Source organism: Cellulosimicrobium sp. NPDC057862 (assembly GCF_042797035.1).
In the GTDB taxonomy this organism is placed as follows: domain Bacteria; phylum Actinomycetota; class Actinomycetes; order Actinomycetales; family Cellulomonadaceae; genus Cellulosimicrobium.
In genome coordinates this window covers 300,353-326,379 of the sequence record NZ_JBHVMH010000002.1, presented here as the reverse complement: position 1 = coordinate 326,379, position 26,027 = coordinate 300,353, and the positions used below count along the sequence as shown (strand labels likewise).

The 26,027-nt window shown below is 75.1% G+C and carries 18 protein-coding genes; 11 read left to right on the top strand and 7 right to left on the bottom strand.

The features are described from left to right. Position 1: 1 nt before the first annotated feature. Positions 2 to 649, bottom strand: coding sequence for a TetR family transcriptional regulator (locus ACFVN3_RS04100; protein WP_378230832.1), 648 nt, complete (start codon positions 647 to 649; stop codon positions 2 to 4). 87 nt (positions 650 to 736) lie between these two features. Here ACFVN3_RS04100 and ACFVN3_RS04095 point away from each other — a divergent pair, with 87 nt between their 5' ends. Both ACFVN3_RS04095 and ACFVN3_RS04090 read left to right on the top strand, forming a co-directional pair. After that, a complete protein-coding gene (locus tag ACFVN3_RS04095) occupies positions 737 to 1,708 on the top strand; it encodes a LysR family transcriptional regulator (RefSeq protein WP_378230830.1) in 972 nt (323 codons plus the stop codon). A gap of 118 nt (positions 1,709 to 1,826) precedes the next feature. After that, positions 1,827 to 3,323, top strand: a complete 1,497-nt coding sequence (locus tag ACFVN3_RS04090) for a S1 family peptidase (protein WP_378230828.1) — start codon at positions 1,827 to 1,829, stop codon at positions 3,321 to 3,323. Between the two features lie 133 nt (positions 3,324 to 3,456). On the opposite strand, the gene ACFVN3_RS04085 is transcribed toward ACFVN3_RS04090, so the two are convergent. After that, positions 3,457 to 4,161: a vitamin K epoxide reductase family protein gene (locus ACFVN3_RS04085; protein WP_378230826.1), complete on the bottom strand. Its 705-nt coding sequence runs from the start codon at positions 4,159 to 4,161 to the stop codon at positions 3,457 to 3,459. A gap of 392 nt (positions 4,162 to 4,553) precedes the next feature. Between ACFVN3_RS04085 and ACFVN3_RS04080 the strand changes: the two genes are divergently transcribed. Genes ACFVN3_RS04080 through ACFVN3_RS04070 form a run of 3 tightly spaced genes read left to right on the top strand, consistent with a single transcriptional unit; the run spans position 4,554 to position 10,695 of the window. After that, on the top strand, positions 4,554 to 6,257 hold the full coding sequence (locus ACFVN3_RS04080) for a DUF3375 domain-containing protein (RefSeq protein WP_378230824.1): 1,704 nt from the start codon (positions 4,554 to 4,556) through the stop codon (positions 6,255 to 6,257). Beyond that, positions 6,254 to 7,021, top strand: coding sequence for a DUF4194 domain-containing protein (locus ACFVN3_RS04075; protein ID WP_378230822.1), 768 nt, complete (start codon positions 6,254 to 6,256; stop codon positions 7,019 to 7,021). The genes ACFVN3_RS04080 and ACFVN3_RS04075 overlap by 4 nt, the downstream gene beginning before the upstream one ends. Continuing rightward, positions 7,021 to 10,695 (top strand): ATP-binding protein, encoded by a 3,675-nt coding sequence (locus tag ACFVN3_RS04070; protein WP_378231383.1) that lies wholly within the window; start codon positions 7,021 to 7,023, stop codon positions 10,693 to 10,695. The genes ACFVN3_RS04075 and ACFVN3_RS04070 overlap by 1 nt, the downstream gene beginning before the upstream one ends. A gap of 57 nt (positions 10,696 to 10,752) precedes the next feature. Here ACFVN3_RS04070 and ACFVN3_RS04065 read toward each other — a convergent pair whose 3' ends face one another. Then, the gene (locus tag ACFVN3_RS04065) at positions 10,753 to 11,460 is read right to left on the bottom strand and encodes a TetR/AcrR family transcriptional regulator (protein ID WP_260665563.1); all 708 of its coding nucleotides are present in this window, start codon (positions 11,458 to 11,460) and stop codon (positions 10,753 to 10,755) included. Between the two features lie 136 nt (positions 11,461 to 11,596). On the opposite strand from ACFVN3_RS04065, the gene ACFVN3_RS04060 reads away from it, so the two are divergent. From ACFVN3_RS04060 to topA, 3 genes are all read left to right on the top strand, one after another. Beyond that, complete coding sequence (locus ACFVN3_RS04060; RefSeq protein WP_378230819.1) at positions 11,597 to 13,309, top strand: ABC transporter substrate-binding protein; 1,713 nt, start codon at positions 11,597 to 11,599, stop codon at positions 13,307 to 13,309. Between the two features lie 62 nt (positions 13,310 to 13,371). Further along, positions 13,372 to 14,466: a phosphatase PAP2 family protein gene (locus ACFVN3_RS04055; protein WP_378230817.1), complete on the top strand. Its 1,095-nt coding sequence runs from the start codon at positions 13,372 to 13,374 to the stop codon at positions 14,464 to 14,466. 169 nt (positions 14,467 to 14,635) lie between these two features. Further along, positions 14,636 to 17,398, top strand: a complete 2,763-nt coding sequence (topA, locus tag ACFVN3_RS04050; protein ID WP_378230815.1) for a type I DNA topoisomerase — start codon at positions 14,636 to 14,638, stop codon at positions 17,396 to 17,398. Positions 17,399 to 17,500: 102 nt separating this feature from the next. Here the strand turns inward: topA and ACFVN3_RS04045 are convergent, their stop codons facing one another. Continuing rightward, positions 17,501 to 18,646, bottom strand: a complete 1,146-nt coding sequence (locus tag ACFVN3_RS04045; protein ID WP_378230813.1) for a glycerol dehydrogenase — start codon at positions 18,644 to 18,646, stop codon at positions 17,501 to 17,503. A gap of 284 nt (positions 18,647 to 18,930) precedes the next feature. Here ACFVN3_RS04045 and ACFVN3_RS04040 point away from each other — a divergent pair, with 284 nt between their 5' ends. Both ACFVN3_RS04040 and ACFVN3_RS04035 read left to right on the top strand, forming a co-directional pair. Beyond that, positions 18,931 to 19,479 (top strand): MarR family winged helix-turn-helix transcriptional regulator, encoded by a 549-nt coding sequence (locus ACFVN3_RS04040; RefSeq protein WP_378230811.1) that lies wholly within the window; start codon positions 18,931 to 18,933, stop codon positions 19,477 to 19,479. Position 19,480: 1 nt separating this feature from the next. Beyond that, positions 19,481 to 20,845 carry an MFS transporter gene (locus ACFVN3_RS04035; protein WP_378230809.1) on the top strand — a complete coding sequence of 455 codons (1,365 nt, stop codon included), beginning with the start codon at positions 19,481 to 19,483 and terminating at the stop codon, positions 20,843 to 20,845. Between the two features lie 67 nt (positions 20,846 to 20,912). Here ACFVN3_RS04035 and ACFVN3_RS04030 read toward each other — a convergent pair whose 3' ends face one another. Together ACFVN3_RS04030 and ACFVN3_RS04025 are read right to left on the bottom strand one after the other, a co-directional pair. Next, entirely contained in the window at positions 20,913 to 23,579 is a 2,667-nt protein-coding gene (locus ACFVN3_RS04030; RefSeq protein ID WP_378230807.1) for an ABC transporter permease, read from the bottom strand. Next, positions 23,576 to 24,433 (bottom strand): ABC transporter ATP-binding protein, encoded by an 858-nt coding sequence (locus tag ACFVN3_RS04025; RefSeq protein ID WP_378230805.1) that lies wholly within the window; start codon positions 24,431 to 24,433, stop codon positions 23,576 to 23,578. The genes ACFVN3_RS04030 and ACFVN3_RS04025 overlap by 4 nt, the downstream gene beginning before the upstream one ends. 149 nt (positions 24,434 to 24,582) lie before the next feature. On the opposite strand from ACFVN3_RS04025, the gene ACFVN3_RS04020 reads away from it, so the two are divergent. Next, the gene (locus tag ACFVN3_RS04020) at positions 24,583 to 25,665 is read left to right on the top strand and encodes a Gfo/Idh/MocA family protein (protein WP_378230803.1); all 1,083 of its coding nucleotides are present in this window, start codon (positions 24,583 to 24,585) and stop codon (positions 25,663 to 25,665) included. Positions 25,666 to 25,753: 88 nt separating this feature from the next. On the opposite strand, the gene ACFVN3_RS04015 is transcribed toward ACFVN3_RS04020, so the two are convergent. After that, positions 25,754 to 25,963, bottom strand: coding sequence for a hypothetical protein (locus tag ACFVN3_RS04015; protein ID WP_047231422.1), 210 nt, complete (start codon positions 25,961 to 25,963; stop codon positions 25,754 to 25,756). Between the last annotated feature and the right edge of the window lie 64 nt (positions 25,964 to 26,027).

Here is a 26,027-nt window from a genome sequence, read left to right as displayed (position 1 = left end):
GTCAGGCGCGCTCGGCGGGCGGTGGCGCGAGCGCGGCGAGGAGTGCGTCGATCGTGCGCCGCGTCACGGCGACCATGTCGACGCGGTCGGGGTCCAGGAGCCACTGGACCTGGAGCCCGTCCATGACCGCGACGATCGCGGCCGCGGTCTGCTCGACGTCGGTGCCCACGGGCACCTCGCCGCGATCCAGGGCCTCCTCCAGCGCCCGCTCGACCAGGGCGCGCAGGCCCACATAGCGGTCGCGGAACCACTGCTGCGCGGGGTGCCCGTCGGTGACGGACTCGGCGGACAGCACCGCGTAGAGCTGGGTGATGCCCGGCCGCGCGACGTTGCGCGCGACCGTGTCGACGAGGTGGTCGAGGTACGCGAGCCCGTGCGGACGGTGCGCGGCACCGGCGTCGTCCGCCACGTCCTCGGCGTCGCGCGCGTGGAGGAGCGCGGTGAGCAGCCCCTCCTTGGTCCGGAAGTGGTGGAGGATCGCGGGCGCGGAGATCCCCACCTCGTCGGCGATCTCGGCGAGCGAGGCTCCGTGGTAGCCGCGCGTCGCGAACGCTGCCGCCGCCACGTCGAGGATCTCCTGACGGCGGCGGCCGCCGCGCCCGCGCGAGCCCGGGGGCGGGGGGACGCCTGCGTCGTCGTCGGCGCTCACGGGGGCAGCCTATGCGCTCGCGCCGTCCCGGAGGCCGGCGGGACCGCCGCGAGACAGGGCGGGGCCGCACCGATACGTTCAGGTCGCATGGACCTCGAGGTGCGTCACCTGCGCATGATCGTGGTGGTGGCCGAGTCGGGCAGCGTGACCAAGGCGGCGGCGTCGCTCGGTCTCGCCCAGCCCGCCCTCACCGCCCAGCTCAACCGGATCGACCGCGCGCTGGGCGGGTGCGTGTTCACGCGCGACCGCCAGGGCGCGCGACCGACCGAGCTCGGCGAGCTGGTGCTGCACCACGCGCGCGTCGTGCTGCCCGCGATGGCGGCGCTCGTCGACGACGCGCGGCGGCACGTGAGCGACCGGGCGACCGCGGGGTCCGTCCGCGTGGGGACGGTGAGCTCCGCGATCGGCGGGCTGTTCGCGAGCCGTCTGCACGCTGCGCTCCCCGGGGCCCTCGGGGTCGACGACCTCCTCGTCACCACGGCGACGTCGTGGTCCGTCGAGGAGACGGCGGAGCGGCTGGCGAGCGGGACCCTCGACGTCGCGCTGGTCGGCATGTGCGACGACGCGGCCCCGCCGGCCGACGGAGGGCTCGTGTGGACGGCGGTGTCGACGGACCCCGTGTTCGTCCTCGTCGACGAGTACCACCCCGTCGCGGCACGGGAGACCGTCGGGCTCGGCGAGCTCGCCGACGCGCTGTGGCTCACGGCTCCGGGCAGCGGGTGCTTCGAGCGGTGCTTCGTGAGCGCGTGCGTGCGGGCGGGCTTCACGCCGCGGGCGATGGGGGAGTCGGACCGGACGTCGTGCATCGACCAGGTGCGCGGCGGCCACGCGGTCGCGCTCGTCCAGCCCGTGCTGCTCGACGCGCCGGGCGTGCGGACGGTCGCGCTCGACGGGGCTCCGCTGCGCTGGACGCACCACGTGGGGTGGCGCCGCGACGCGGCGGAGCGCCTGCCGGTGGACGTGATCGCGCGCGCCGCCGCGGGGGCCCACCGCGACGCGGTGCAGCGCTCGCCGCGCTACCGGCGCTGGCGCGCCGAGCACCCGGTGGAGATCGCGTAGGGGCGGTCCCGCACATAGCGCCCGCGTATGACCTGATCGTGATCTGGGCGCGCCCTGGACGTCTCCCTAGCGTGGCCCTCGACCGGGCCACCCGGGCCCGGCGAAGGGAATGGACGACATGACACGACCACTCCGCAGGAGGATCGCCGCGGTCACCGCCGCCGCGACGCTCCTGACGGGCGCGGCCGCGACGCACGCCGTCGCGGGCACGCCCGCCCCCGAGGACCAGCGCGCGACGGTGCGCGCGGTCCCCAAGACGACCCCCGGCCTGGAGCGTGCGCTCCAGCGCGACCTGGGCCTGAGCGCGCGGGACGCACGGACGCGGCTCGCCTTCCAGTCCGACGCGGCGGGCACCGAGGCGGCGCTCGAGCGCCGTCTGGGCGCCGACTACGCGGGCGCCTGGGTCGACGACTCCGCGAACGTGCTCTACGTCGGCGTCACCGACGCCGCCGACGCCCGCGCGGTGCGGGCCGAGGGCGCCACCGCGGTGAGCGTGGACCACGCGCTCGCCGACCTCGAGACGTGGCGGGCGACGCTCGACGGCGCGCTCGCCGACGACCCGGCGGCGCTGCCGGGCTGGTACGTCGACGTGACGCGCAACCGCGTCGTCGTCTCCGTGCGCGACGGCGGCGAGGCCGACGTCGCCGCGCAGGTCGCCGCGGCGGGCGTGCCCGCGGACGCGGTGGCGTACGAGGAGACGGCGGAGACCCCGCGTCCGCTGATCGACGTCGTCGGCGGCAACGCCTACACGATCGGCGGCGGGAGCCGGTGCTCGGTCGGGTTCGCGGTCCAGGGTGGGTTCGTCACCGCCGGGCACTGCGGCTCGACCGGCGCGCGCACCTCCGGCCCGGCCGGCACGTTCCGCGGGTCGAGCTTCCCCGGCAACGACTACGCCTGGGTCCAGGTCGACGCGGGCAACACCCCGGTGGGCGCGGTGAACAACTACGCGGGCGGCCGCGTGGCCGTGGCCGGGGCGACGCAGGCGCCGGTCGGGGCGTCGGTGTGCCGGTCGGGCTCCACGACGGGCTGGCACTGCGGGACGGTGCAGGCGTACAACGCCTCGGTCACCTACCCGCAGGGCACCGTGAGCGGGCTCATCCGCACGAACGTGTGCGCCGAGCCGGGGGACTCCGGCGGGTCGCTCATCGCCGGCAACCAGGCGCAGGGCGTGACGTCGGGCGGGTCGGGCAACTGCAGCTCCGGCGGCACGACCTACTTCCAGCCCGTCGGCGAGATCCTCTCCGCGTACGGGCTCACGCTCGTCACGAGCGGCGGCGGGGGCGGCGACCCCGAGCCCCCGACGGGCTGCACCGGCTACGCCCGCACGTACACCGGGACGCTCTCGGCCGGGGCGACGGCCGTCCAGCCGAACGGGTCGTACTACACGGCCGCGACGTCCGGGACCCACCGCGCGTGCGTGACGGGCCCGAGCGGGAGCGACTACGACCTGTATCTCCAGCGGTGGAACGGGTCGACGTGGTCGAGCGTGGCACAGTCCACGTCGCCGGGGGCGAACGAGTCCCTGACGTACAGCGGCGCGGCGGGCTACTACCGGTTCGTCGTGCACGCGTACGCAGGCTCGGGCGCCTACTCGCTGGGCGCCACGACCCCCTGAGCCGCCCTGACAGTCTCTGACCGTCCGACCGCCGAGCACGAGGTTGCCGTCGTCCCGTCGTCTACCCGGGAGCAGCCTCGTGCTCGGCGGCGTGCGGGGTCGTGCTCGGTGCCGCTCGTGCGCGAAGGTACCGTCACGCCAGCAGCGCCGGGCCGTACTTGAGCACGACGAGGATCGCGAGCGCCACGAGCCACGCGGCCACGAGGTACCCGAAGGCCCCCGAGCGGACGAAGCCGAGCATCCGTGCCTGCGCCGCCCGCGGCAGGTACAGGTTGTCCTCCAGCACGTTCCAGTGCAGGAGCGACGCGAAGACGAGCGTCGTCGAGACCGTGATGAGCAGGCACCACGGGCACAGCGCGCCGATGACGAACATCGACTGGTAGAAGAGCCAGTACGCGAACACGACGCCCAGGAAGTACACGCACTGCGCGGCGAAGAGGAACCAGCGGGGGAACCGCGTCCCGCCCAGCGCCGCGACCGCCGTCGTGATGACGATCGGCTCCGCGATCAGGCCGAGGAACGCGTTGGGGAACCCGAAGACCTGCGCCTGCCACGACTGGGCGACCGTCCCGCACGACAGCACCGTGTTGACGTCGCACGACAGCGTGGCGGTGGGGTTGGCGGCAAGGAGCACGGCGTCGTACGACAGCACGAACGCCGCGGTGAGGCTGAGCAGGCCGAACAGCAGCATCTCGCCGAACAGCACGCCGCGGGAGTGCGTCCAGCCGGTCGGGCGGGCCAACGGGTCGAACGCCGCGTCCGGCTCGCCCCCCGTGCCCGACGGCGTCCGGTCGCCCGGTCGCGCGTCGTCCGACAGGGCGGTGGTCGTTCCGGTCACGGGCGGTCCTCGGGTCCGCGGGGCCCCGCCGGGTCGGGGGACGCACCGGCGGGCGGGCAGAAGGTGGCGCCGGCCGGCAGGGTGGGCGCGCTGCCGGCTCGGCGCCGCACCCAGGTTACGAAGCGCGGACCCGGCGCCGACAGGGACCATGGTCCCGGATCCGGGGCCTGCGCTCAGGCCGCTGCCGAGCGATGTGCCGCGGCGTGAGAGGTGCACCTCCACGCGCACCCCTCGAGCGCTGGTGCATCGCTCGCCGTCGCGTCGGCGCCGGCGTCGGGCGTTACCGCTCGGTGGGTCGTCCCGGCGACGTGAGCGTCCCCGCCTAAGATCTGGGGGCGCCCTGCTCCCCGCGGCGCCGACCGGACCCAGCCCACCCGCCCGAGAGGACCTGCGTGCAGCACGACGACGTCGACTCCCTGCGACGGTCGAGCGCGGCGTGGCGGCTCCTGCGCGCGGACACGGCGCCGCTCGTGCTGTCGTTCCTCGGCACGCTGTTCGTCGAGGACAACGTGCGCGCGATCCCCGAGAGCGAGCTCGTCGCGCGGCTCGACGACCACCTGTGGGCGGTCGACGGCCGGTCCGCGCGGGCCTCCGGAGCGGAGCCGCGCTACCCGCGCGCCCCGCAGGCGTACGTCGACCACTGGGCGCACCCGGACCAGGGTTGGCTGCGCGCCTGGTACCCGCCGAGCTCCGGCGAGCCGCACTACGACGCGACGCCCGCCGTCGAGCAGGCCGTGCGCTGGGTCGCGTCGCTGCGCGGCCGGGGGTTCGTCGGCACGGAGTCCCGGCTCAACACCGTCTTCGAGCTGCTGCGCCAGCTCGCCGTCGGCACGCAGACCGACCCGGCCGAGCGCCTGCGCGAGCTCGAGGACCGGCGCGCCGCCATCGACGAGGAGATCGCGCAGGTGCGCGCCGGGCGCGTGGCCGTGCTCGACGCCGCCGCGCAGCGCGACCGCTACCAGCAGCTCACGCAGACCGCGGCCGAGCTCCTGTCGGACTTCCGCGAGGTCGAGGCGAACTTCCGCTCGCTCGACCGCGAGCTGCGCGAGCGCATCACCGGCTGGGACGGCGCCAAGGGCGAGCTGCTCGAGGAGGTCGTGCGGTCGCGCACGGCGATCGCGGAGTCCGACCAGGGCCGCTCGTTCCACGCCTTCTACGACTTCCTGCTCGACCGTCGTCGCCAGGAGGAGTTCGCCGCGCTCGTCGATCGCGTGCAGTCGCTCGACGCGATCGCGCCCGACGTCGTCCGGCCGGCGCCGGGGGCGCCCGGGCCGGACGTGGACGCCGCCGCGACGGACGCGGCGGCGCGGGAGCAGGAGCACCGCCGGCTGCGCCGCGTCCACTACGACTGGCTCGACGCCGGCGAGCGCACGCAGGCGACCGTGCGGACGCTCTCGGAGCAGCTCCGCCGCTTCCTCGACGACCAGGTGTGGCTGGAGAACCGGCGCGTCATGGACATCCTGCGCGGCGTCGAGGCCAGGGCGCTCGCCGCGCGCGACGTCCGCCGAGGACCGGGCGGCCCGCCGGGCATGGCGATCGACGCCGTCGCCCCGGAGGTCGTGCTGCCCACGGAGAGGCCGCTGTTCACGCCGCGTCCCACGGCGCGGCTCGACTCCGACCACGTCGAGGCCGGTGACGACGACTTCGAGGTCGACGCGCTCTACGAGCAGGTGCACGTGGACCCCGAGCGGCTCGCGCGCACGGTCCGCGCGACGCTCACCGCCCCGGGCGGCCCGGGGGAGGTCGCGCTCGCCGACCTGCTCGAGGCGGCGCCGCTCGAGCACGGCCTGGCCGAGCTCGTGACGTACCTGTCGCTGGAGGACCCGCGCTTCGTCGTCGTGCACGACGACGAGCGCACCGACGAGGTGCGCTGGGAGGGCGAGGCCCCGGCGGGGCCCGTCGCGGAGGACGGCGCGCCGGACCCCGTGGTGCGCGTCGCGCGCCTGCCACGCGTCACCTACGCGCGGCGTACCGGGGCGGCGGGAGGCGGGGCGCCGCCGGCGCTGCGCGACGCCGTCCTGGACGGCTCGTCCGCGACCCGACCCGACGAGCACCACCACGACACCGCCGAACCCGCCCGGGAGGAGACCCCGTGAGCACCACCCGCACCGCGCGCGACCCGGAGCTGTCCGTCGTCGTGACGTCGCTGCTCAAGGGCGTCGTCTACCGCGAGTCCGGCGAGGCGCTGTGGCGCGACCTGCTCGCGCGCGAGGCCCAGGTGCGCGACACCGTCGCGATGATGGGCCTCCAGGTCGTCGTCGACGAGGGCGACGGCTACGCCTACCTGCGCTCGCAGCCCGAGCACGAGCGCGACGAGCGCGTGCCCCGCCTGATCCCGCGCCGCGAGCTGCCGTTCGACGTGAGCCTGCTGCTCGCGCTGCTGCGCAAGCGGCTCGCGCAGGCGGACTCCGAGGGCGGCGAGACGCGGCTCGTGCTCGCGCGCACGGAGATCGTCGACCTGCTGCGGGTCTTCCTCGCGCAGGACGCCGGGGCGGCGGCCAACGAGGCGCGGCTCGTCGACCGGGTCGACGGGCTCGTGCGACGCGTCGTGGAGCTCGGGTTCCTGCGACCGGCGGGTCGTCCCGACCTGGACGGCTCGCCCGACGGCGGGACGGCCCCGGGCGACGACGGCTCCGAGCCCGCGGGGGGAGACGCGCGACGGTACGAGGTGCGGCGCATCCTCAAGGCGTTCGTGGACGCGCAGTGGCTCGCGGACTTCGACGCGCGCCTCGCGCAGTACCTGGAGCTCGCCGCCGACGGCGGGGCGCGCGGGACGGCGTCGGGCACGGCGGGCACCGGCACGAGCACGGGGACGAGTGCAGCGACGAGCGCAGGCACGACGACGAGGACGGTGGCGTGATGGAGGGCCTGTTCAGCGCGGTCGAGCTGCACGACCCGGCGGCGGACCTCGACGCCCGGGCGGGCTTCCGCCTCGAGCGGCTCGAGGTGCTCAACTGGGGCACCTTCGACCAGCGCGTGTGGGCGTTCGACCTCGACGGTCGCAACGCGCTCCTCACGGGCGACATCGGGTCGGGCAAGTCGACCATCGTCGACGCCGTGACGACGCTGCTCGTGCCGTCGCACCGCATCTCCTACAACAAGGCCGCGGGAGCGGGTGCGCGCGAGCGGTCCCTGCGCTCGTACGTCGCGGGGCACTTCAAGTCCGAGCGCGACGAGGCGACCGGGACGACGCGCCACGTCGGGCTGCGCGAGCGCGGCACGTACTCGGTGGTGCTGGGCCGCTTCTCCAACCGTGGGTTCGACCAGGAGGTCACGCTCGCCCAGGTGTTCTGGCTCGCCCCGGGGCAGTCGGGCCAGCCGGACCGGTTCTTCGTCACGGCCGACCGGCCGCTGACGATCACCGAGGACTTCGCGGGGTTCGGCGGCGACGTGGCAGCGCTGCGGCGACGGCTGCGCGAGTCCGGCGCCCAGGTGCGCGACCACTTCCCCGAGTACGGCCGCGACTTCCGCCGCCTGCTCGGCATCCCGTCGGAGCAGGCGATGGACCTGTTCCACCAGACCGTGTCCATGAAGTCGGTCGGCGACCTCGGCGAGTTCGTGCGCGAGCACATGCTCGAGCCGTTCGACGCCGACCGCTGGACGGACCGGCTCGTCGCGCACTTCGACGACCTGACGAGCGCGCACGACGCCGTCGTGCGGGCCACCGCGCAGATCGAGCGCCTCGCGCCGCTGCTCGCCGACTGCGACGCGCACGACGCGCTGGGGGAGCGCTCCGCGGCGCTCGTGGCCCGGCGCGACGCGCTGCGCGCCTTCACGGCGTCGCGCCGCGTGGCCGACCTCGACGGGCTGATCGGCGCGCTCGACGAGCGCGTCGCCGACGGCGAGTCTCGCCGGCAGCGGGTCGGCGACGAGCTGGGACTCCTCGCGGCCGAGCGGCAGCGGCTCGAGCTCGAGCGCGCGGGCCACGGCGGCGACCGGCTCGCGGCGATCGAGGGCGAGGTCGCGCGCCGCGAGGTCGAGCGCGCCGCGCGCGAGCGCCGCGTCGCACAGCTCGCGGGCTACGCCGCCGCGGCGGGCCTCACGCTCGGCGGCGCCGAAGGCGCCGACCCCGGGGCTGCCGCACCCCCGGGCGTCGAGCCCGGCCACATCCCCGGGTTCGGCGGCCGTGGTGTCGACAACCCCGGGTTCGGCGGCGGGGCGGCGGCCGTGGCGGCCGCGCTCGTCGACGCCGAGGCGTTCGCCGCGCTGCGGCGCTCGGCCGACGACGCCGCGGGGCGTGTGCGCGACGACCTCGCCGGGGCGGAGGAGCGGGCGAGCGAGGTCGCCGCGGAGCTGCGCGCCGTCGAGCAGGAGACCGCCGACGTCAAGGCCGAGCTCGCGAGCCTCGCCGACCGCCGCTCGAACCTGCCGCGCACCCACCTGGAGGTCCGCGACCGGCTGTGCGCCGGCGTCGGGCTCTCGCCGGGCGACGTCCCGTTCGTGGGCGAGCTGCTCGCGGTACGACCCGAGCACGCCGACTGGGAGGGCGCGGCCGAGCGCGTGCTGCGCGGCTTCGCCCTCTCCCTCCTCGTGCCGGCGGCGCACTACGAGGCCGTCGCCGCGTGGGTCGACCGCGAGCACCTGGGCCTGCGGCTCGTGTACCACCGGGTGCCCGAGCGCGTGCCGGCCGCCCGGCCCGCGCCGCGCGACGACGTCCCGCTGCTCGCCGACCTGCTCGACGTGCGCCGCCTCGACGACGCACCGTCGCTCACGGCGTGGGTCGAGGCCGAGCTGGAGCGCCGCGCCGACCATGCGTGCGCGCCCGACCTCGACGCCTTCCGCCGGCTGCCCCGCGCGATCACGCGCGCCGGCCAGGTCAAGCACTCGCCGGACCACCACGAGAAGAACGACACGCGTGCCGTCGACGACCGCCGCGGCTACGTGCTCGGGTGGTCGACGCAGGCCAAGATCGACGCGCTGCTGGAGCAGGCGGCCGAGGTGACCGCGAGGCGCGACACGCTCGCGCGGCGCCGCGACGAGGCCGCCGCCGCGCGCGGCGAGCTCCAGGCGCGCGCGGCCGCGCTCGGGCGGCTCGACGTCTACCGCGACTGGGACGAGCTCGACCGGGGCGCCGAGACGGCACGCATCGCGGAGCTCGCGGAGGAGAAGCGGCGCCTCGAGCAGGCGAGCGACGAGCTCGGCCGGCTCGCGGCGCTCCTCGACGACAACGCTCGCCGCCAGGCGGAGCTCGAGGCGGAGCGCGACCGCGTCGTCGCGACGCTGGGCGCCGACCGGCACGCGCTCGACGAGGCGCGCACCGCGCGCGAGCGGGCGCGGGCGGTGCTCGACGGCGCGGGCGAGACGCTCGACGAGGCGACGACGGCGGCGCTCGCCGCGGAGTTCGACCGCGAGCTCGCGGCGGTCGGCCCCGCCGACGCCGACGGGAACGGCGCGACCGGCCCGACGCGCGCGGCCGACCTGGACGCCGTCGAGAACGCGGTGCGCTCGCGGCTCACGGCCGAGGCGGAGCAGGCGCAGCGCGAGCGTGCCGACCTCGGGACGCGGGTCGCGGGGCAGATGGCGTCCTTCCGCTCGGCGTACCCCGTCGAGACGGCCGAGCTCGACGCGGACGTGCGGTCGGCCGACGGCTACCGCGAGATCCACGACCGCCTCGTCCGCGACGACCTCCCCCGGTTCGAGGCCGACTTCAAGGCGTACCTCAACACCAACGCGATCCGCGACATCGCGGGCTTCGCGGCGGAGCTCGCCAAGCAGGCCGACGTCATCCGCGACCGGATCGACACGATCAACGACTCGCTCCGCGCGATCGACTACAACCCGGGCCGCTACATCCGGCTCGAGATGTCGCGCACGCCGAACCTCGAGGTGCGCGAGTTCCAGCAGGACCTGCGCGCGTGCACCGACGGGGACGGGATCCTCGCGGAGGACGACCGCGCGCTCGCCGAGGGCGACGGGTCCGTCGCGGGGGACACCGCCGCGCTGTCGTACTCGGAGGACCGGTTCCTGCGCGTCAAGGCGCTCGTCGAGCGGTTCCGCGGGCGCGAGGGCATGACCGACCTCGACGAGGCCTGGCGCCGACGCGTGACGGACGTGCGCAACTGGTTCGTGCTCTCCGCGTCGGAGCGGTCGCGCGCCGACGACTCCGAGCACGAGCACTACTCCGACTCGGGCGGCAAGTCCGGCGGGCAGAAGGAGAAGCTCGCGTACACGGTGCTCGCGGCGTCGCTCGCCTACCAGTTCAAGCTCGACTGGGGTGCGGTGCGCTCGACGGCGTTCCGGTTCGTCGTCATCGACGAGGCGTTCGGCCGGGGGTCGGACGAGTCGACGCGGTTCGCGCTCGAGCTGTTCCGCCGCCTGGGGCTCCAGCTGCTCATCGTCACGCCGTTGCAGAAGATCCACGTCATCGAGCCGTACATCTCGGCCGTCGGGTTCGTGGACAACCCGTCGGGCCGGTCGTCACGCCTGCGGACCCTGTCGATCGCCGCGTACCGCGACGGTCGCACGGCCGGCGAGGCGCCGCCGTCGGGCACGGACGTCACGACAGCGCCGGAACCCGAGCCCGCCGCGAGGTAGGGCTCCGGTCGCGGCACCGGTCCGGTGCCACGGCGGGGCCGTGCCCGACGGCGGTCGTCAGTCGAGGGGTCGCGGTCGCCGGGCCCCGGCGAGGGTCGAGGCGAGGATCGCCTCGATCGCGAACGCGGTCGACTCGGCGAGGTCCACGGCGTCGGGGTCGAGGAGCCACTGGATCTGGAGACCGTCCATCGCGCCGATGATCGTGGACGCGGCGAGGTCGAGCGCGGCGTCCGTGAGCTCGTAGTCCGTCTCGGTGTCCCCTGCGGCGCGGCGCTCCTCGATCACCTCGCGCAGCGCGCCCGCGATGTCCGCGCGCAGCCCGGTGAAGCGCTCGGTGACCCAGGCGCTGGCCGGGTGGCCGTCGGTGACGGCCTCGCCCGTGAGCACGGTGTAGGCCTGGACGATCCCGGGCCGCTCCGCGTTGATCGCGGCGGTCTTGACGAGGTGCCGGAAGAGGTCGAGCCCGCCCGGGATGTGCTGCCCCTCGAGGTGCTCGACGTCGACGCGGTCCCGGAACTCCAGCACCTCGGTGAGCAGGCGGTCCTTGGAGCCGAAGTGGTGCAGCACCCCGGCGTGGGTGATGCCCACCTGCTCGGCGACCTCGGCGAGCGAACCCTGGTGGTAGCCCTTGGACCCGAACACGCGCATCGCCGCGCGCAGGATCTCCTCGCGGCGCTCGAGCGTCGCCGGTCGCGTGCGGCGGGGGCGGGGCGTCCGCGCGGGAGCGGCGTCGGTGGCGCTCCGCGCGGGGGTGGCGTCGGTCATGACGGTAACCATACTGTGACCCGCTTTCTCTTACTGACTCGTCAGTAATGTGTGGTTGAATCGGCTCCGGAATGGCGTCGAGGGCGACGGAGCGCCCGGCGTCGCCGCAGATCACGGACTCGCTGAGGAGCCCCGCGTGACCACTCGCACCGACGCCTGCCGTCCCGTCCGCGCCGCGGCGCGTCGCGCGGCCGCCGCCTTCGTCGCCGTCCCCGCCGTGCTCGTCGCCTCGGCCTGCGGCCTGGTGAGCCCGGCCCAGGAGCCGACGCCCGAGGCGGCCTCCCCCGTGCTGACGATCGGGATGCCCAACTCGGTGGACGAGGAGGACAACAACCCCTTCGACAGCGGGTCCGCCGCGCAGAAGCTCGGGTACGCGAACGTCCTCTACGAGCCGCTCGCGCAGGTCAACCTCGTCGACCCCGCCCAGGACCCGACGCCCTGGCTGGCGAGCGCCTGGTCCTGGGACGCGGGCTACACGGAGCTGCGGGTCACGGTGCGCGAGGGCGTGCTCTGGTCCGACGGCGAGCCCCTCACGCCCGACGACGTCGCCTTCACGTTCGGGCTCCGCAGGGACGACCCCGCGCTCAACCCCGACCTCCTCCCGTACGAGGACGTCCGCGTCGAGGGGCGGGACGTCGTCGTGACGTTCGGGAGCGGCCAGTACGTCAACCGCACGAAGGCGATCAACACGTTCGTCGTGCCCGAGCACGTGTGGGCCGACCGTCCCGCCGAGGCTCTCCTGGAGGACCCGGACGTCGACCCCGTCGGCACGGGACCGTACGTCCTGGAGGAGTTCGCGGCCGACGGCGTCACGCTCGTCGCCCGGGACGACTACTGGGGCGGGCCCCTCGCCGTCCCCGAGCTGCGGTACGTCGCGTACCCGGACAACGACTCGCTCACGGCGGCGTACGTGAGCGGCGAGGTGCAGTGGGGCTGGGCGTACATCCCCGGCTACGAGAGGGTCTACCTCGCCGCCGACCCCGACCACCTCCACCAGTTCGCCCCGACCGGTCTGGCGATCGACGCGCTCTTCCTCAACACGCAGGTGTCGCCGTTCGACGACGTCGCCGTGCGGCGCGCGCTGAACGCCGTGCTCGACCGTGAGGGCATCTCGAACTACGCCACCTCCGGCGTCTGGCCCGCGCTGCGCAGCGCGACGGGGCTGCCGCTGCCGGCCGGCGACCCGTTCGTCGCTCCCGAGCTCGCCGACCGGGTCCTCACGGTCGACGTCCCCGGCGCCACCGCGATCCTCGAGGACGCGGGCTACGTCCTGGTGGACGGCGTCCTCCAGGACGAGAAGGGCACGCCCGTCACCTTCACGCTGACGAACCCCTCCGGGTGGACCGACTACATGTGGGAGCTCGAGGCGGTCAAGGAGGCGGCCGCGCGGCTCGGCATCGTCGCGACCGTGGAGGGGCAGGACGAGGCCGAGTGGTTCGACAAGATCGGCAAGGGCGACTTCCAGGCGTCGATGCACTGGACCGACGGTGGCGCGACGCCCTGGGACACGTACTCGAGCCAGATGAACGGCGCCCACCTGCGCCCTCTGGGCACCAGCGCCGAGGCCAACTTCGGGCGGTTCCAGGACGCCGACGCCGACGCCGCGTTCCTGACCTACTCGTCGTCGACCGACGAGGCGGAGCGCGCCGCGGCGCTGGCCACGATCCAGCACGTCTACGTGGACCAGGTCCCCGCGATCCCGCTCCTCGGCCGGCCGACGGCCGCCCAGTACTCGACCGTCGCGTACACCGGCTTCCCGTCCGACGCCGACCCGTACGCGTCGCCCCAGCCGACGAGCCCGGCAGCGTCGCTCATCCTCACGCGGCTCGTGCCCAGCGCGGGGGAGTAGCGCACGGAGGCTCTGCCCGCCGTCTTCCCCGAACGCACACACGCGTCCTCTACCGTGGAGGGATGCCTGCCGACCACGCCCCGACCCGGCCGCTGCCGACCAGCGGCGGGACGGGAACGCGACCGCTCCCGGCGACGCCGCCGGTGCTGCCGCCCGCGCCCTCCGGAGCCCCGCACCCGCCGGTCGCTCCGCCCCCCGCGGCCCCGTACCCGCTGCCCGGCCCGTACCCGCCCGGCGCGTCCTACCCGTCGGCGCCGCAGCCGGCGCCCCGCCCCGTCCCGACCGTCGAGGCGGACGGCCCGAGCACCGCGTCGCGGGTCGTCGCCGCCGTCGTGGCGGTGCTCGCCGTCGCCGGCGCGTGGCTCGTGTGGCGGTTCTTCGTCGACACCTTCGCCGGGCAGATGCTGGAGCGTGCTGCGTTCGACGGCGCCGTCACCGGCCAGGGCGAGCTCTGGGCGGTGGCCGAGCCGGTCCTGGACACGGTCTCGGTCGCGTTCGTCGTCGGCGGCCTCGGCGCTGCCATGGGCATCGCGCTCCTGCGCCGCCGCTGGGGCCTCGCCGTGCAGGTGGCGTTCCTCGTCGTGGGGGCGAACGTCACGACGCAGCTCGTCAAGCACTCGCTCCTCGGCCGCGAGGAGCTCATCGGCGGCTGGCACTGGGAGAACTCGCTGCCCAGCGGCCACACCACCGTCGCCGGGTCGGTCGCCGCGGCCCTGCTGCTCGTCGTGCCGCGCGCGGCCCGTCCGCTCGTGGCGGTCCTCGGCGGCGCGTACACGGCCGCGACCGGGGTCTCGACGCTCGTCGGGCAGTGGCACCGGCCGAGCGACGTCGTCGCCGCGGTCCTGGTCGTCCTCGCGTGGGCCGCGCTCGTGTGCGCCTTCACGCCGCGTTCCGCGCTCGACCCGGGCGCCGGCTCGTCGCCGGGGTCGACCGGCATGGCCGTGCTGCTCCTCCTCGGGGCCGGCGCGGCCGGTGCGGCGGCGGCGCTCGCGCTGCGGGCGACGCCCGCGACGTGGGACACGACGACCGCGCAGGAGGTCACCGCCTACGCCGGCGGGGTCGCGGGGGTGCTCGCGGTGACCGCCGCGGCGTTCGCCGTCCTGCTGCTCGTCCGCCAGTCCACAGCCCGCCCGGACGCCCGTCCGGTTCGGCGGTAGGGTGCGGCTGGCGCGATTGGCGTAACGTCGTAGGCTGCCACGGCGGACGACCGGAGGGTCGTCCTCGCGGCACCACGACGCACCGGGCGCGCCCCGGGTGGTGCCCGGCCGCCGTCGTGCGGGGAGCGCCCCGCCACAGACACGTACGCACGGACGAAAGCAGGATCGGATGCCACGCAAGCTCGTGATCGTCGAGTCGCCCGCCAAGGCTCGGAAGATCCAGGGCTACCTCGGCGACGACTACGAGGTCGAGGCGAGCGTCGGGCACATCCGCGACCTGCCGCAGCCGTCCGAGCTGCCCGCGGACATGAAGAAGGGTCCGTACGGGAAGTTCGCGGTCGACGTCGACCACGGCTTCGACCCCTACTACGAGGTCTACGCGGACAAGAAGAAGAAGGTCGCCGAGCTCAAGCGGGCGCTCAAGGACGCCGACGAGCTCTACCTCGCGACGGACGAGGACCGCGAGGGCGAGGCCATCGCCTGGCACCTCCTCGAGGCGCTCAAGCCCAAGGTCCCGGTCAAGCGCATGGTGTTCCACGAGATCACGCGCGAGGCGATCCAGCGCGCGCTCCAGAACACGCGCGACCTCGACGAGCACCTCGTCGACGCGCAGGAGACGCGCCGCATCCTCGACCGCCTCTACGGCTACGAGGTCTCGCCGGTGCTGTGGCGCAAGATCGCGCAGGGCCTCTCGGCCGGTCGCGTGCAGTCGGTCGCGACGCGCCTCGTGGTCGAGCGCGAGCGCGAGCGCATGGCGTTCGTCGCCGCCGAGTACTGGGACGTCACGGGCACGTTCGAGCACGCGGACGCGTCCGCCCCCGACGCCGGGAAGGCGTTCGGCGCCCGGCTCGTGCAGGTCGGAGACGCGCGCGTCGCGTCGGGCCGCGACTTCGACGACCGGGGGCAGCTCAAGGCGGCGGCGGTGCGCGACGGCGTCGCGCACCTCGACGAGGCGACGGCCCGTGCCGTCGTGGCCGGCCTCGCGGACGCCGCGTTCGCCGTGCGGTCGCTCGACACCAAGCCGTACACGCGCCGCCCGGCGGCGCCGTTCACGACGTCGACCCTCCAGCAGGAGGCGAGCCGCAAGCTGCGCATGTCGTCGCGCCAGGCGATGCGGACGGCACAGTCGCTGTACGAGAACGGCTACATCACCTACATGCGTACGGACTCGCCGTCGCTGTCGGCCGAGGCCACGACCGCGGCCCGGCGCCAGGCCGCCGAGCTCTACGGCCCCGAGTTCGTCCCCGAGAAGCCGCGCGTCTACGCCGCGAAGAACCAGGGCGCCCAGGAGGCGCACGAGGCGATCCGACCCGCGGGCGACTCGTTCCGCACGCCCGCGCAGGTCAAGCGCGAGCTGAGCGACGACCAGTTCAAGCTCTACGAGCTCGTGTGGAAGCGCACGGTCGCGTCGCAGATGGCCGACGCGAAGGGGTCGACGGCGTCGGTCCGCCTCGGCGCGACCCTCTCGGCGGCCGCGGGCGACGTCGCGGGCCGCGACGCCGTCTTCGCCGCGTCCGGCACCGTCATCACGTTCCGCGGCTTCCTCGCCGCGTACGAGGAGAGCTCGGACGTCGACCGGTACGCGGAGGACGCGCCCGTCGTCGGGGCCAAGGGCGACGACGGCGCGCGCCTGCCGCAGATGGCCGAGGGCGACGCCCTGCGCGGCGACGATCTCACCGCGGACGGGCACTCGACGTCGGCCCCGCCCCGCTACACCGAGGCGAGCCTTGTCAAGGCGCTCGAGGAGCTCGGCATCGGGCGACCCTCGACCTACGCGTCGACGATCTCGACCATCCAGGACCGCGGGTACGTGCTGTCGCGCGGCCAGGCGCTCGTGCCGAGCTGGCTCGCGTTCGCCGTCGTGCGGCTGCTGGAGGAGCACTTCGACCGGCTCGTCGACTACGACTTCACCGCGCGCATGGAGGCCGACCTCGACGAGATCGCGGCCGGGCGCCGCGACCGCGTCGCGTGGCTCACGGAGTTCTACTTCGGCGACGCCGCGAAGGGGGAGGACGCCGAGGGCCTGCGCGACCTCGTCGCGAACCTCGGCGACATCGACGCGCGCGGCATCAACTCGGTGCCGATCGGCGAGGGCATCCAGCTCCGGGTCGGGCGCTACGGGCCGTACGTGGAGGACCTGTCCGTCCCGGTCAAGGAGGGCGAGAACCCGCCGCGCGCGTCCGTGCCCGACGACGTCGCGCCCGACGAGCTGACCGTCGCCAAGGCGCGCGAGCTGCTGGCCGCGGGCGCCGACGACGGGAAGGTGCTCGGCACCGACCCGGTCTCGGGCAACGAGATCGTCGCGAAGGCCGGGCGCTACGGCCCGTACGTCACGGAGGTCCTCGACCTCCCGCCGATCGACACGAGCCTGTCTGCCGCCGCGCAGAAGAAGGCCAAGGCCGCGCAGCCCAAGCCGCGCACCGCGTCGCTGCTCAAGACGCAGTCGCTCGACACGATCACGATCGACGACGCGCTGCGCCTGCTGTCGCTGCCGCGCGTCGTCGGGACCGACCCGGAGTCGGGCGAGGAGATCACGGCGCAGAACGGCCGCTACGGTCCGTACCTCAAGAAGGGCACCGACTCGCGCTCGCTGCCCGACGAGGAGTCGATGTTCACCGTCACGCTCGACGAGGCGATCGAGCTCTACAAGCAGCCCAAGCGCGGCCGCGGCCAGCGCGCCGCGACGCCGCCCCTGCGCGAGCTCGGCGACGACCCGAACAGCGGCAAGCCGATCGTCGTCAAGGACGGCCGGTTCGGCGCGTACGTCACCGACGGCGAGACGAACCGCACCCTCCCGCGCGACGTCACGCCCGAGTCGATCACGCCCGAGCGCGCGATCGAGCTGCTCGCCGAGAAGCGCGCGCAGGGCCCGGCCAAGAAGCGCACGACGGCGCGCAAGCCCGCCGCGAAGAAGACCGCCGCCAAGAAGTAGCAGCCTTCCCGCCGAACCTGATCGAGGGGTCGGGACCGCCAGGTCGGCCTGCCCCGGGCCGGGCTCCTGCCGGACGGCAGGGCTCCGGCCCGAGGGCGCGCGTCAGTGTGCAGCGTGCTTGACCGGCTCGGGGAGGCCGGCCTCGGCGCGGACGCGGCGGGAGAAGCCCTCGATGGAGCGGAGGGCGTCGACGAGCTCCGGGACGCGCACCGGGAACGGCATCGCGTGGATCGTCTCGCCCTCCGCGGTGGCGGCCTCCGCGACACGCTGGAGGTCCTGGACGTCGTCGGCGGTGAGACCGATCTCGGTGAGCGTGTTCGGCAGCCCGACCCGCGTCGTGAAGCGCACGAACTCCTCGATCTCCTCGGTCGGTGCGCCCTCCAGCACGAGCTGTGTGACGGAGCCGATGTTCACCTTCTGGCCGTGCGTGAGCCCGTGCGTCTGGGGTGCGGCGGTGAGGCCGTTGTGGATGGCGTGCGCCGCCGCGAGGCCGCCGGACTCGAAGCCCAGCCCGGACAGGAGGGTGTTCGCCTCGACGACCTTCTCGACGGCGGGCGTCACGAGGTGGTTCGCGACGGCGTCGATCGCGGACAGCGCGTTCTCCCACAGGATGTCCCACGAGAGCTGCGCGAGCGCCGTGCCCGTGACGAGGGGAAGACCGCCGGCCATGGTCGACGCGTTCGCCTCGGCGACGGCACGTGCCTCGATCCATGTCGCGAGCGCGTCGCCGACGCCGGCGACGAGGAACTTCACGGGAGCGTTCGCGACGAGGCCCGTGTCGACGAGCACGAGGTCCGGGTTGTGCGGGAAGAACCGGTACTCCTCGAACGCGCCGTCCTCGGTGTAGATGACGGACAGGGCGGAGCACGGGGCGTCGGTGGACGCGACCGTCGGCACGGAGACCCACCGGATGCCGCGCAGGTGGCCCGCGGCCTTCACCGCGTCGATGGTCGAGCCGCCGCCGATCCCGACGATCACGTCGGCGCCGAGCTCGTCGATCTCGCGCGCGAGCCGGTCGACCTCCGCGGCGGTGGCGTAGGTGCCGAACCCGGTGCGGTGGCGGGGGAGGTCCTGCTCCTGGAAGGACACGGCGACGGTGTCCTGGACGATGCCCCACACGACGTCGTCGGCGACGAGCAGCGGCTTCGTGCCGATCGGCCGGACGAACTCGCCGAGCCGCGTGAGCGCACCGCGGGCCTGGACGTAGCGCAGCGGGCTGATGAGCGTGCGGACGGGAACCTCGGACATCGTGGCCTCCTGTGGAGTCGGTGGGTCGCCGTCGGGCGCGCCGCAGCCGTGCGAGGCCGGTGCCCGCCGGCCATCCCCACCGTGTCACGCGACCCGGGCGACCACCACCGGGACGCCGGGTCGCGTGACCTTGGTCCCGGCCGGGTCGGCGAGCGAGCAGCGCGACGGTGACGAGCACCCGTCACGACCCTGCTCACCAGGACGGTGCGTACGTGGTGCGCGAGCGCCGCGCGCAGCGGGTCCCGCTCTGGCGCACAATGCATGAGCGCTGTTATAACAGTGCTATGACATCTTCGATCGACCCGACGACCGTGCCCGGGCGCTGGGACACCCTGCACGCGCTGCTGCGGCGCCTCGACGACGAGATCGGCACGGTCTACACCGACCGAGGCATCGAGGGCGTGCGGTCGCGGTTCGTCTACCCGCTGATCCGGCTCGCGCACACCGGCCCGCTGACCATCCGCGAGCTCGCGGAGTCGCTCGGGCGGACGCACTCGGCGATGAGCCAGACCGTCACGGCGATGCGGCGCGAGGCACTGGTCGACACCGAGCCCGGCCCGGACGCCCGGACGCGGCGGGTCGCGCTCACCGAGAAGGCTCGCGCGCTCGTCCCGCTCCTGGAGGCGGAGTGGCGCGCGACCGAGGAGTCCGTCGCCGAGATCGACGACGAGCTGCCGCACGCGTTGAGCGCCGTCGTGGTCGAGCTCGAGCGCGTCCTCGCGCGCCGCTCGCTGCGCGACCGCCTCGTGGAGCGGCTCGACGCGGCGGGATACCCGCTGCCCGCCGGGCCCACCGAGCCCGACCCCGACGCGGCCGCGCCTGAGGACCGCTGAGGTGCGCGACCACGTCCTCGACGTCCGCCCTCTGCGCTCCAGCCGCGCGTACCGCGACCTCTGGGCCGGGTCCGCCGTCGGCGGGCTGGGGTTCCAGATCGCGAACGTCGCCGTCCTGCTCCAGGTCTGGGAGCTCACGCACAGCCCGCTGTGGACCGGCACGATCGGCCTCGCCACGGCCGTCCCGCTCCTGACGCTCGGGCTCGTCGGCGGTCACCTCGCCGACGTCCACGACCGCCGCACGATCATGCGGCTCGCCGCGGCCGGGCAGGTGCTCGCCGCGGTCGGGCTGGCCGCGCAGGCGCTCGCGGGGAACCGGTCCGTGTGGGTGCTCCTCGGGCTCGTGAGCCTCGGCGCCGCGTGCAACGCGCTGGGCTCCCCGGCCCGGCGCACGGTGCCGCCGCGCCTGCTCCCGCCCGACCAGGTCGCCGCGGGCCTCGCGCTCCAGAACCTCGCGTTCCAGGTCGCGATGCTCGTGGGCCCCGCGCTCGCCGGTCTGGTGCTCGCGCGCTGGGACCTCCCGGCGGCGTACGGGCTCCAGGCCGTGGCGGCGGTCGTCGCCCTGCTCGGGCTCGTGCGCCTCCCGCCGCTCCCGCCGGGTGGCGTCCCGGCGACGCCGTCGGCGTCGTCCGACGCCGTGGAGGCCACCGTGCCGGTCGGGGCACCCGACGGCGACCGTGCGCCGGGGGCGGAGGCAGCGAGCGCCGCCCCGGCGACGGGCGTGCCGACCGCCGCGCCGGCGCCGCGCCGTCGGGCCGCCGCGGGCGGGTGGTGGGTCGTGTGGCGCAAGCCGACGCTGCGCGGCTCGTTCGCGACCGACGTCGCGGCGACCGTGCTCGCGATGCCGATCTCGCTCTTCCCGCTCGTCAACGAGCTCCGGTTCGACGGCGACCCGCGCACGCTCGGTCTGTTCCTGTCCGCCGTCGCCGTGGGTGGCATCGGGGCGGGCCTGCTCTCGGGTGCGGTGACCCGCGCGCCGCGGGCGGGCGCGCTCCAGCTCGCGGCGGCAGCGACGTGGGGCGTCGCGCTGGCGGGGTTCGGGCTCGCCGGGCCGCTGTGGCTCGCGCTCGCGTGCCTCGCGGTGGCGGGTGCGGCGGACACGGTGAGCGTCGTGACCCGTGGCGCGCTCGTCCAGCTGGAGACACCGGACGAGTTCCGCGGGCGCGTGTCGTCGGTCGAGCACGTCGTCGGTGTCGCGGGCCCGGAGGTCGGGAACTTCCGCGGCGGCGTGCTGGCGTCGCTCACGTCCGCCCCGGTCGCGCTGGCGGTGGGCGGCCTCGCGGCCAGCGCCGTCGTCGGGCTCGTCGCCTGGCGCAACGCCCCGCTCCGCCGCTACCGCACCCCGGCCCCCTCCCCGGCCCCGTGAGTGCATGAAATCGTCGCGTTCGGATGCCCGGAGCGCGACTATCTCATGCACTCAGCGGAGAACCGGGTCAGTCGACCGTGACGGCGTCGAGGACCGGGAGGCGGGCGGCGCGGATTGCCGGCCACACGCTCGCGACGAGGCCGATCACGACGGCGACGCCGAGGATCGCGAGCACCTGGCCCCACGGGACGGCGAGGGTGCTCAGGCCCTCGTCCGCGAGCACGCCGGGCAGGGCCGCGCCGATGCCGATGCCCGTCGCGACGCCCAGCACCGTCCCGTAGACCGCGGTGAGCACCGACTCGATCGCGATGACGCCCGCGAGCTGGAGCCGCCCGAGCCCGACGGCGCGCAGCAGCCCGATCTCGCGCGTGCGCTCGATGATCGACAGGGCGAGCGTGTTGACGATGCCGAGCAGCGCGATGACGATCGACAGCGCGAGCAGCGCGTAGAGGATGACGAGCACCTGGTTCACCTGGTCGGCGAACGCGGACGCCGTGTCCTCGCGGTCGAGCACGGTGACCACGAGGAACGGCTCGACGGCGGTCGTCAGCGCCGTGCGGAGGTCCTCGACCTCGGCGGCCGTAGCCCCCTCCGCGGCGGACACGTAGACGATCCGCACGCTCGCCTGGGCGGCCGGCACGACGGCGTCGAACACGTCGTCGCGCACGAGGATCCCCGTCCCGACGAGCTGGCTGTCGATCACCGCGCCGACACGCGCCTCGACCGCGGCGGGGCCCTCGCCGAGGCGGAGCGTGTCGCCGACCTCCCAGCCGCGCTCGCGCGCGGTGCGCCGGTGCACGACGGCGTCCCCTGCCTCGAGCGTCGCCGTCGGGTCTCCCGCGAGCGCCACGGGGTCGAGGGCGGTGTCGAAGAAGCCGGCGGGCACGCCTGCCACGTCCGTCCCGCGGGCCTCGCCGCCGCCCGACCCGTCGTCAGACCCGGATGACCCGGTCCCGGAGGTGCTGACGGTCGCGACGGGTGCCAGCCCGAGCCGCACGGTGTCGACGACGGCGGCGCCCGGGGTCGCGGTCACCGCCTCGACGGCACCCTCCGGCACGACGAGCGTCGCGGAGTCGACGACGAGGTCGGCCCGCACCTCGTTCTCGACGATGCTGCGCACGGACGCCTGGGTCGAGGCGGCGATGACGCCCGTGACGGACACGAGCGCCATGCCGATGAGCAGGGCACCCGCGGTGCTCGCCGTGCGGCGCGGGTTGCGCGTCACGTTGCCGCGCGCGAGGCGCCCGAGCGGACGCAGCGCCACGACGAGCGGCCACGCGAGCACGGTGAGCACGCCGCGCGCGACGGCCGGGGACCCGACGAGCACGCCGACGAGCACGAGCCCCGCGCCGACGCCGAGCAGCACGCGCGGGCTCAGGTCGTCGACCCACGCCCAGCCGGTCGGGGCGTCGGCGACCGACGACCCGAGGAACGCCGCGAGCCACAGGACCCCGGCCCCCGCCGCGACGAGCACGATCCCGCCCACCGCACGGACGCCGGTCCCGCGGTCGGGGGCGACGTCGTCGCGCATCGCCTGGACCGGCGGGATCGCGGCGGCGCGTCGCGCGGGCAGGACGGCCGCGAGCACGCTGACGACCGCCCCCAGCCCGACCGCGGCGACGACCTGCGGCGCGCCGAGCGGGACGCGGCCCGAGAACTCCATCCCGGCGAGCGCGAGGCCCCAGCGGATCACGCGCACCAGCCCGGCGCCGGCGAGGACGCCGAGCCCGCCGCCCACGAGCCCGACGACGAGCGCCTGCACCAGGACCGACGTGAACACCTGGCCCGGCGACGCGCCGAGCGCGCGCAGGAGCGCGAGCTCGCGCAGGCGCTCGCGCACCGACATCGCGAACGTGTTCGCGATGATGAAGGCCCCGACGAACAGCGCGATCGCGGCGAACACGAGCAGGAACGTCTCGACGAACCCGAGCACCTCCTCGACGGCCTCGCTCGCCTCGGCGCGCGCCTGCTCGCCCGTCACGGCCTCCGCGCCGTCGGGCAGCACGTCCCCGACGCGCTCCGCGAGCGCGTCCTCGTCGACGTCGCCCGACGTCTGCGACGACCAGACCGAGAGCTGCGGCACCATGCCGTCGGGCGCGTACTCCTCGCGGGCGGTCTCGCCGTCGATCCCGACGAGCACCGCGCCCGCCGCGGCGGCCTCGATCCCGAAGACCCCGGACACGGTCACGGGCGTCGGCTCGCCGCCCAGCACGACCGTCGTCTCGTCGCCGGTCGTCAGCCCGGCCGTCTCGGCCGCGCTCTGCTCGAGCACGATCTCGCCCGCGGCCGGCCAGGCGCCGTCGAGCAGCGTGAGGCTCGGGTCCTCGGGGTCGATCGAGAACGCGGTGCTGGGCGGGCCCGTCGTCACGACGGCGGTCCCGTCGGCGGCGACGAGCACGACCGGCCCCGACACGTCCGGCACGGCGCGCGCGACGCCGTCGACCGCCTCGACGTCCGCGGCGAGGTCGGCCGGGACGAGCGTGCGGTCGCCCGCGAACCCGTTCCCGCCCCCGCCGCCGCCCGGACCGGCCGCGTCCCCGGTGACCTCCTGCGACCCGCGCACGTAGACGTCGGCCGTGAGCGTCGTCGCGATGATGTCGTCGAACGTGGAGGAGAGCATGCCGCGGAACGCGAACGTGCCGACGACGAACGCGACGCCGAGCGTCACGGCGAGCACCGAGAGCACGAACCGCACGACGTGCGCGCGCACGCCTCGCAGCGCGACGCGGATCATGCCGGGTCGACCGGGGCGGCGTGGCGCCCGGCAGGAGCGGCGGACGCCCCGCCCGCGGGCGGGCCGGCCGGAGGGCCGTCGTCCGCCGCGAGCGCGAGCGCGTCGAGGATGTCCTGCTGCGACGGGTCGTGCAGCTCGCCCGCGAGGCGGCCGTCGGCGAGGAACACGACGCGGTGCGCGTACGACGCCGCGCGCGGGTCGTGCGTGACCATGACGACGGTCTGGTCGAGCTCGTCGACGGACCGGCGCAGGAACGCGAGCACCTCGCCCGCGGAGCGGGAGTCGAGGTTGCCGGTCGGCTCGTCGGCGAACACGATCGACGGCCGCGAGACGAGCGCCCGCGCGCACGCGACGCGCTGCTGCTGCCCGCCGGAGAGCTCGGACGGTCGGTGGTGCAGGCGGTCGCGCAGCCCGACGGAGTCGACGACCTCGTCGAACCAGGCGCGGTCCACGGGGGACCGCGCGATGTCGAGGGGCAGCGTGATGTTCTCCGCCGCGGTGAGCGTCGGCACGAGGTTGTAGGCCTGGAAGACGAACCCGACGCGCGTGCGGCGGAGGGCCGTGAGCCGACGCTGCGAGAGGCGGCTGATCTCCTGGCCGTCGATCACCACGCTGCCGGACGTCGGGGAGTCCAGCCCCGCCAGGCAGTGCATGAGCGTCGACTTCCCGGAGCCGGACGGTCCCATGATCGCGGTGAGCCGCCCGCGCGCGAAGTCGACGTCGACGCCGTCGAGGGCGCGCACCGCCGTCGTGCCGGACCCGTAGACCTTGACGAGCTCGCGGGCGCTCGCGCGCGCCTCGGGCGTGTCCGGGGTGTCGGTCGGCGCGTCGGTCCGGGGCGCGGGGGACGTCATGGTCCCCATCGTGGCGCGGCGTGCCGCACGCCGCACCACCCGCGCGGGGGAGATCGCGGGGGAGATGCGGTCTCGTGGGGCGCCACGCGGCGCGACGATCGGTGGACGCAAAGCCTGTGGGAGCGATTCCACCGGGATAGCGTGGACCCATGAGCACCGTCGCCCCGACGCCCGCCGAGCAGTCCGCCCGGTCCGCCGTCCACCCCGTCCCCGACCTGTCCGCCGACGTCACGGGCACCGTCCCCGACCCGCGTACCGCGCCCCCGATCCGCTGGGGGATCCTCGGCGCGGGCGGCATCGCGTCGTCGTTCGCCGAGGCCGTGCGCCAGCACACCCAGGGCCGCGTCGCGTCCGTCGGGTCCCGCGACCGCGTGCGCGCCGAGCGCTTCGCGACCGCGCACGGCGTCCCGACGACGCACCACGGCTACCAGGAGCTCGTCGAGGACCCGCAGGTCGACGTCGTCTACGTCGCGACGCCGCACTCGCACCACCACGAGCACGCGCTGCTCGCGATCCGCGCGGGCAAGCACGTGCTCGTCGAGAAGGCGTTCACGCGCAACGAGGCGGAAGCGGTCGAGGTGCTCGATGCCGCGCGCGAGGCCGGCGTGTTCGTCATGGAGGCCATGTGGACGCGGTTCCTGCCGCACGTGGCCGCGCTGCGCGGGGTGATCGCGCGCGGGGAGATCGGCGACGTCGTCAACCTCAGCGCCGACCACGGCCAGTGGTTCGCGTACGACCCGGCGCACCGCCTCTACGCGCCCGAGCTCGCGGGCGGCGCGCTGCTCGACCTGGGCGTGTACCCGGTGTCGTTCGCGCACGACCTGCTGGGCGTGCCGTCGTCGGTCACCGCCGTGGGCTCGCTCACGGAGACGGGCGTGGACGGGCAGGTGAGCGTCGTGCTGGGCTACGGCGACACGCAGGCGACGCTCTCGACGACGCTGTGGTCGCGCACCGCGACGGCCGCGGTGATCTCGGGGACGGCGGGGCGCATCGAGGTCGAGGGCACCTTCTACGCCCCGACGTCGTTCCGCGTGATCCGGCACGACGGCGCGTCCTGGTACTACGACGGCTTCACGGGCGAGGGCAAGCAGTACCAGGCGGCCGAGGTCGCGCGCCGCGTCGCCGCGGGGGAGACGCAGAGCCCGCGCATGTCGTGGGACTCGACGCTCGAGGTCATGCGGACGCTCGACGAGGTGCGCCGCCAGATCGGGGTCGTGTACCCGGGGGAGTGAGCCCGTCCGCCGCGAGATCGACCCGAGCGTTCGAGATCGGCCCTCTGAGGGTCGATCTGGGGGCGCTCGGGTCGATCTCGCGGGTGGGTCAGTCGGTGTGCTCGACGACGTAGCTGCGGCCGTCCGGGCCCGTCACGCGCTCGAAGCGGGTCTTGAGCTCCTGGTCGCGCTCGCGCTCCGCGTCGGAGACGCCGCGGCCGTCGGCGTCCTGCCGGCCGACCTGCGCGGGGCCGAAGATCGGGAGGAAGCCCTCGGTGATGCGCATGCCGAGCGTGCGCCTGTCGTTCTTCCGCGCCACGGTGTCCTCCGCTGCAGGGTCTCGTCAGATGATTGGTGCACCAATCATTGGTGTACCAAGAATA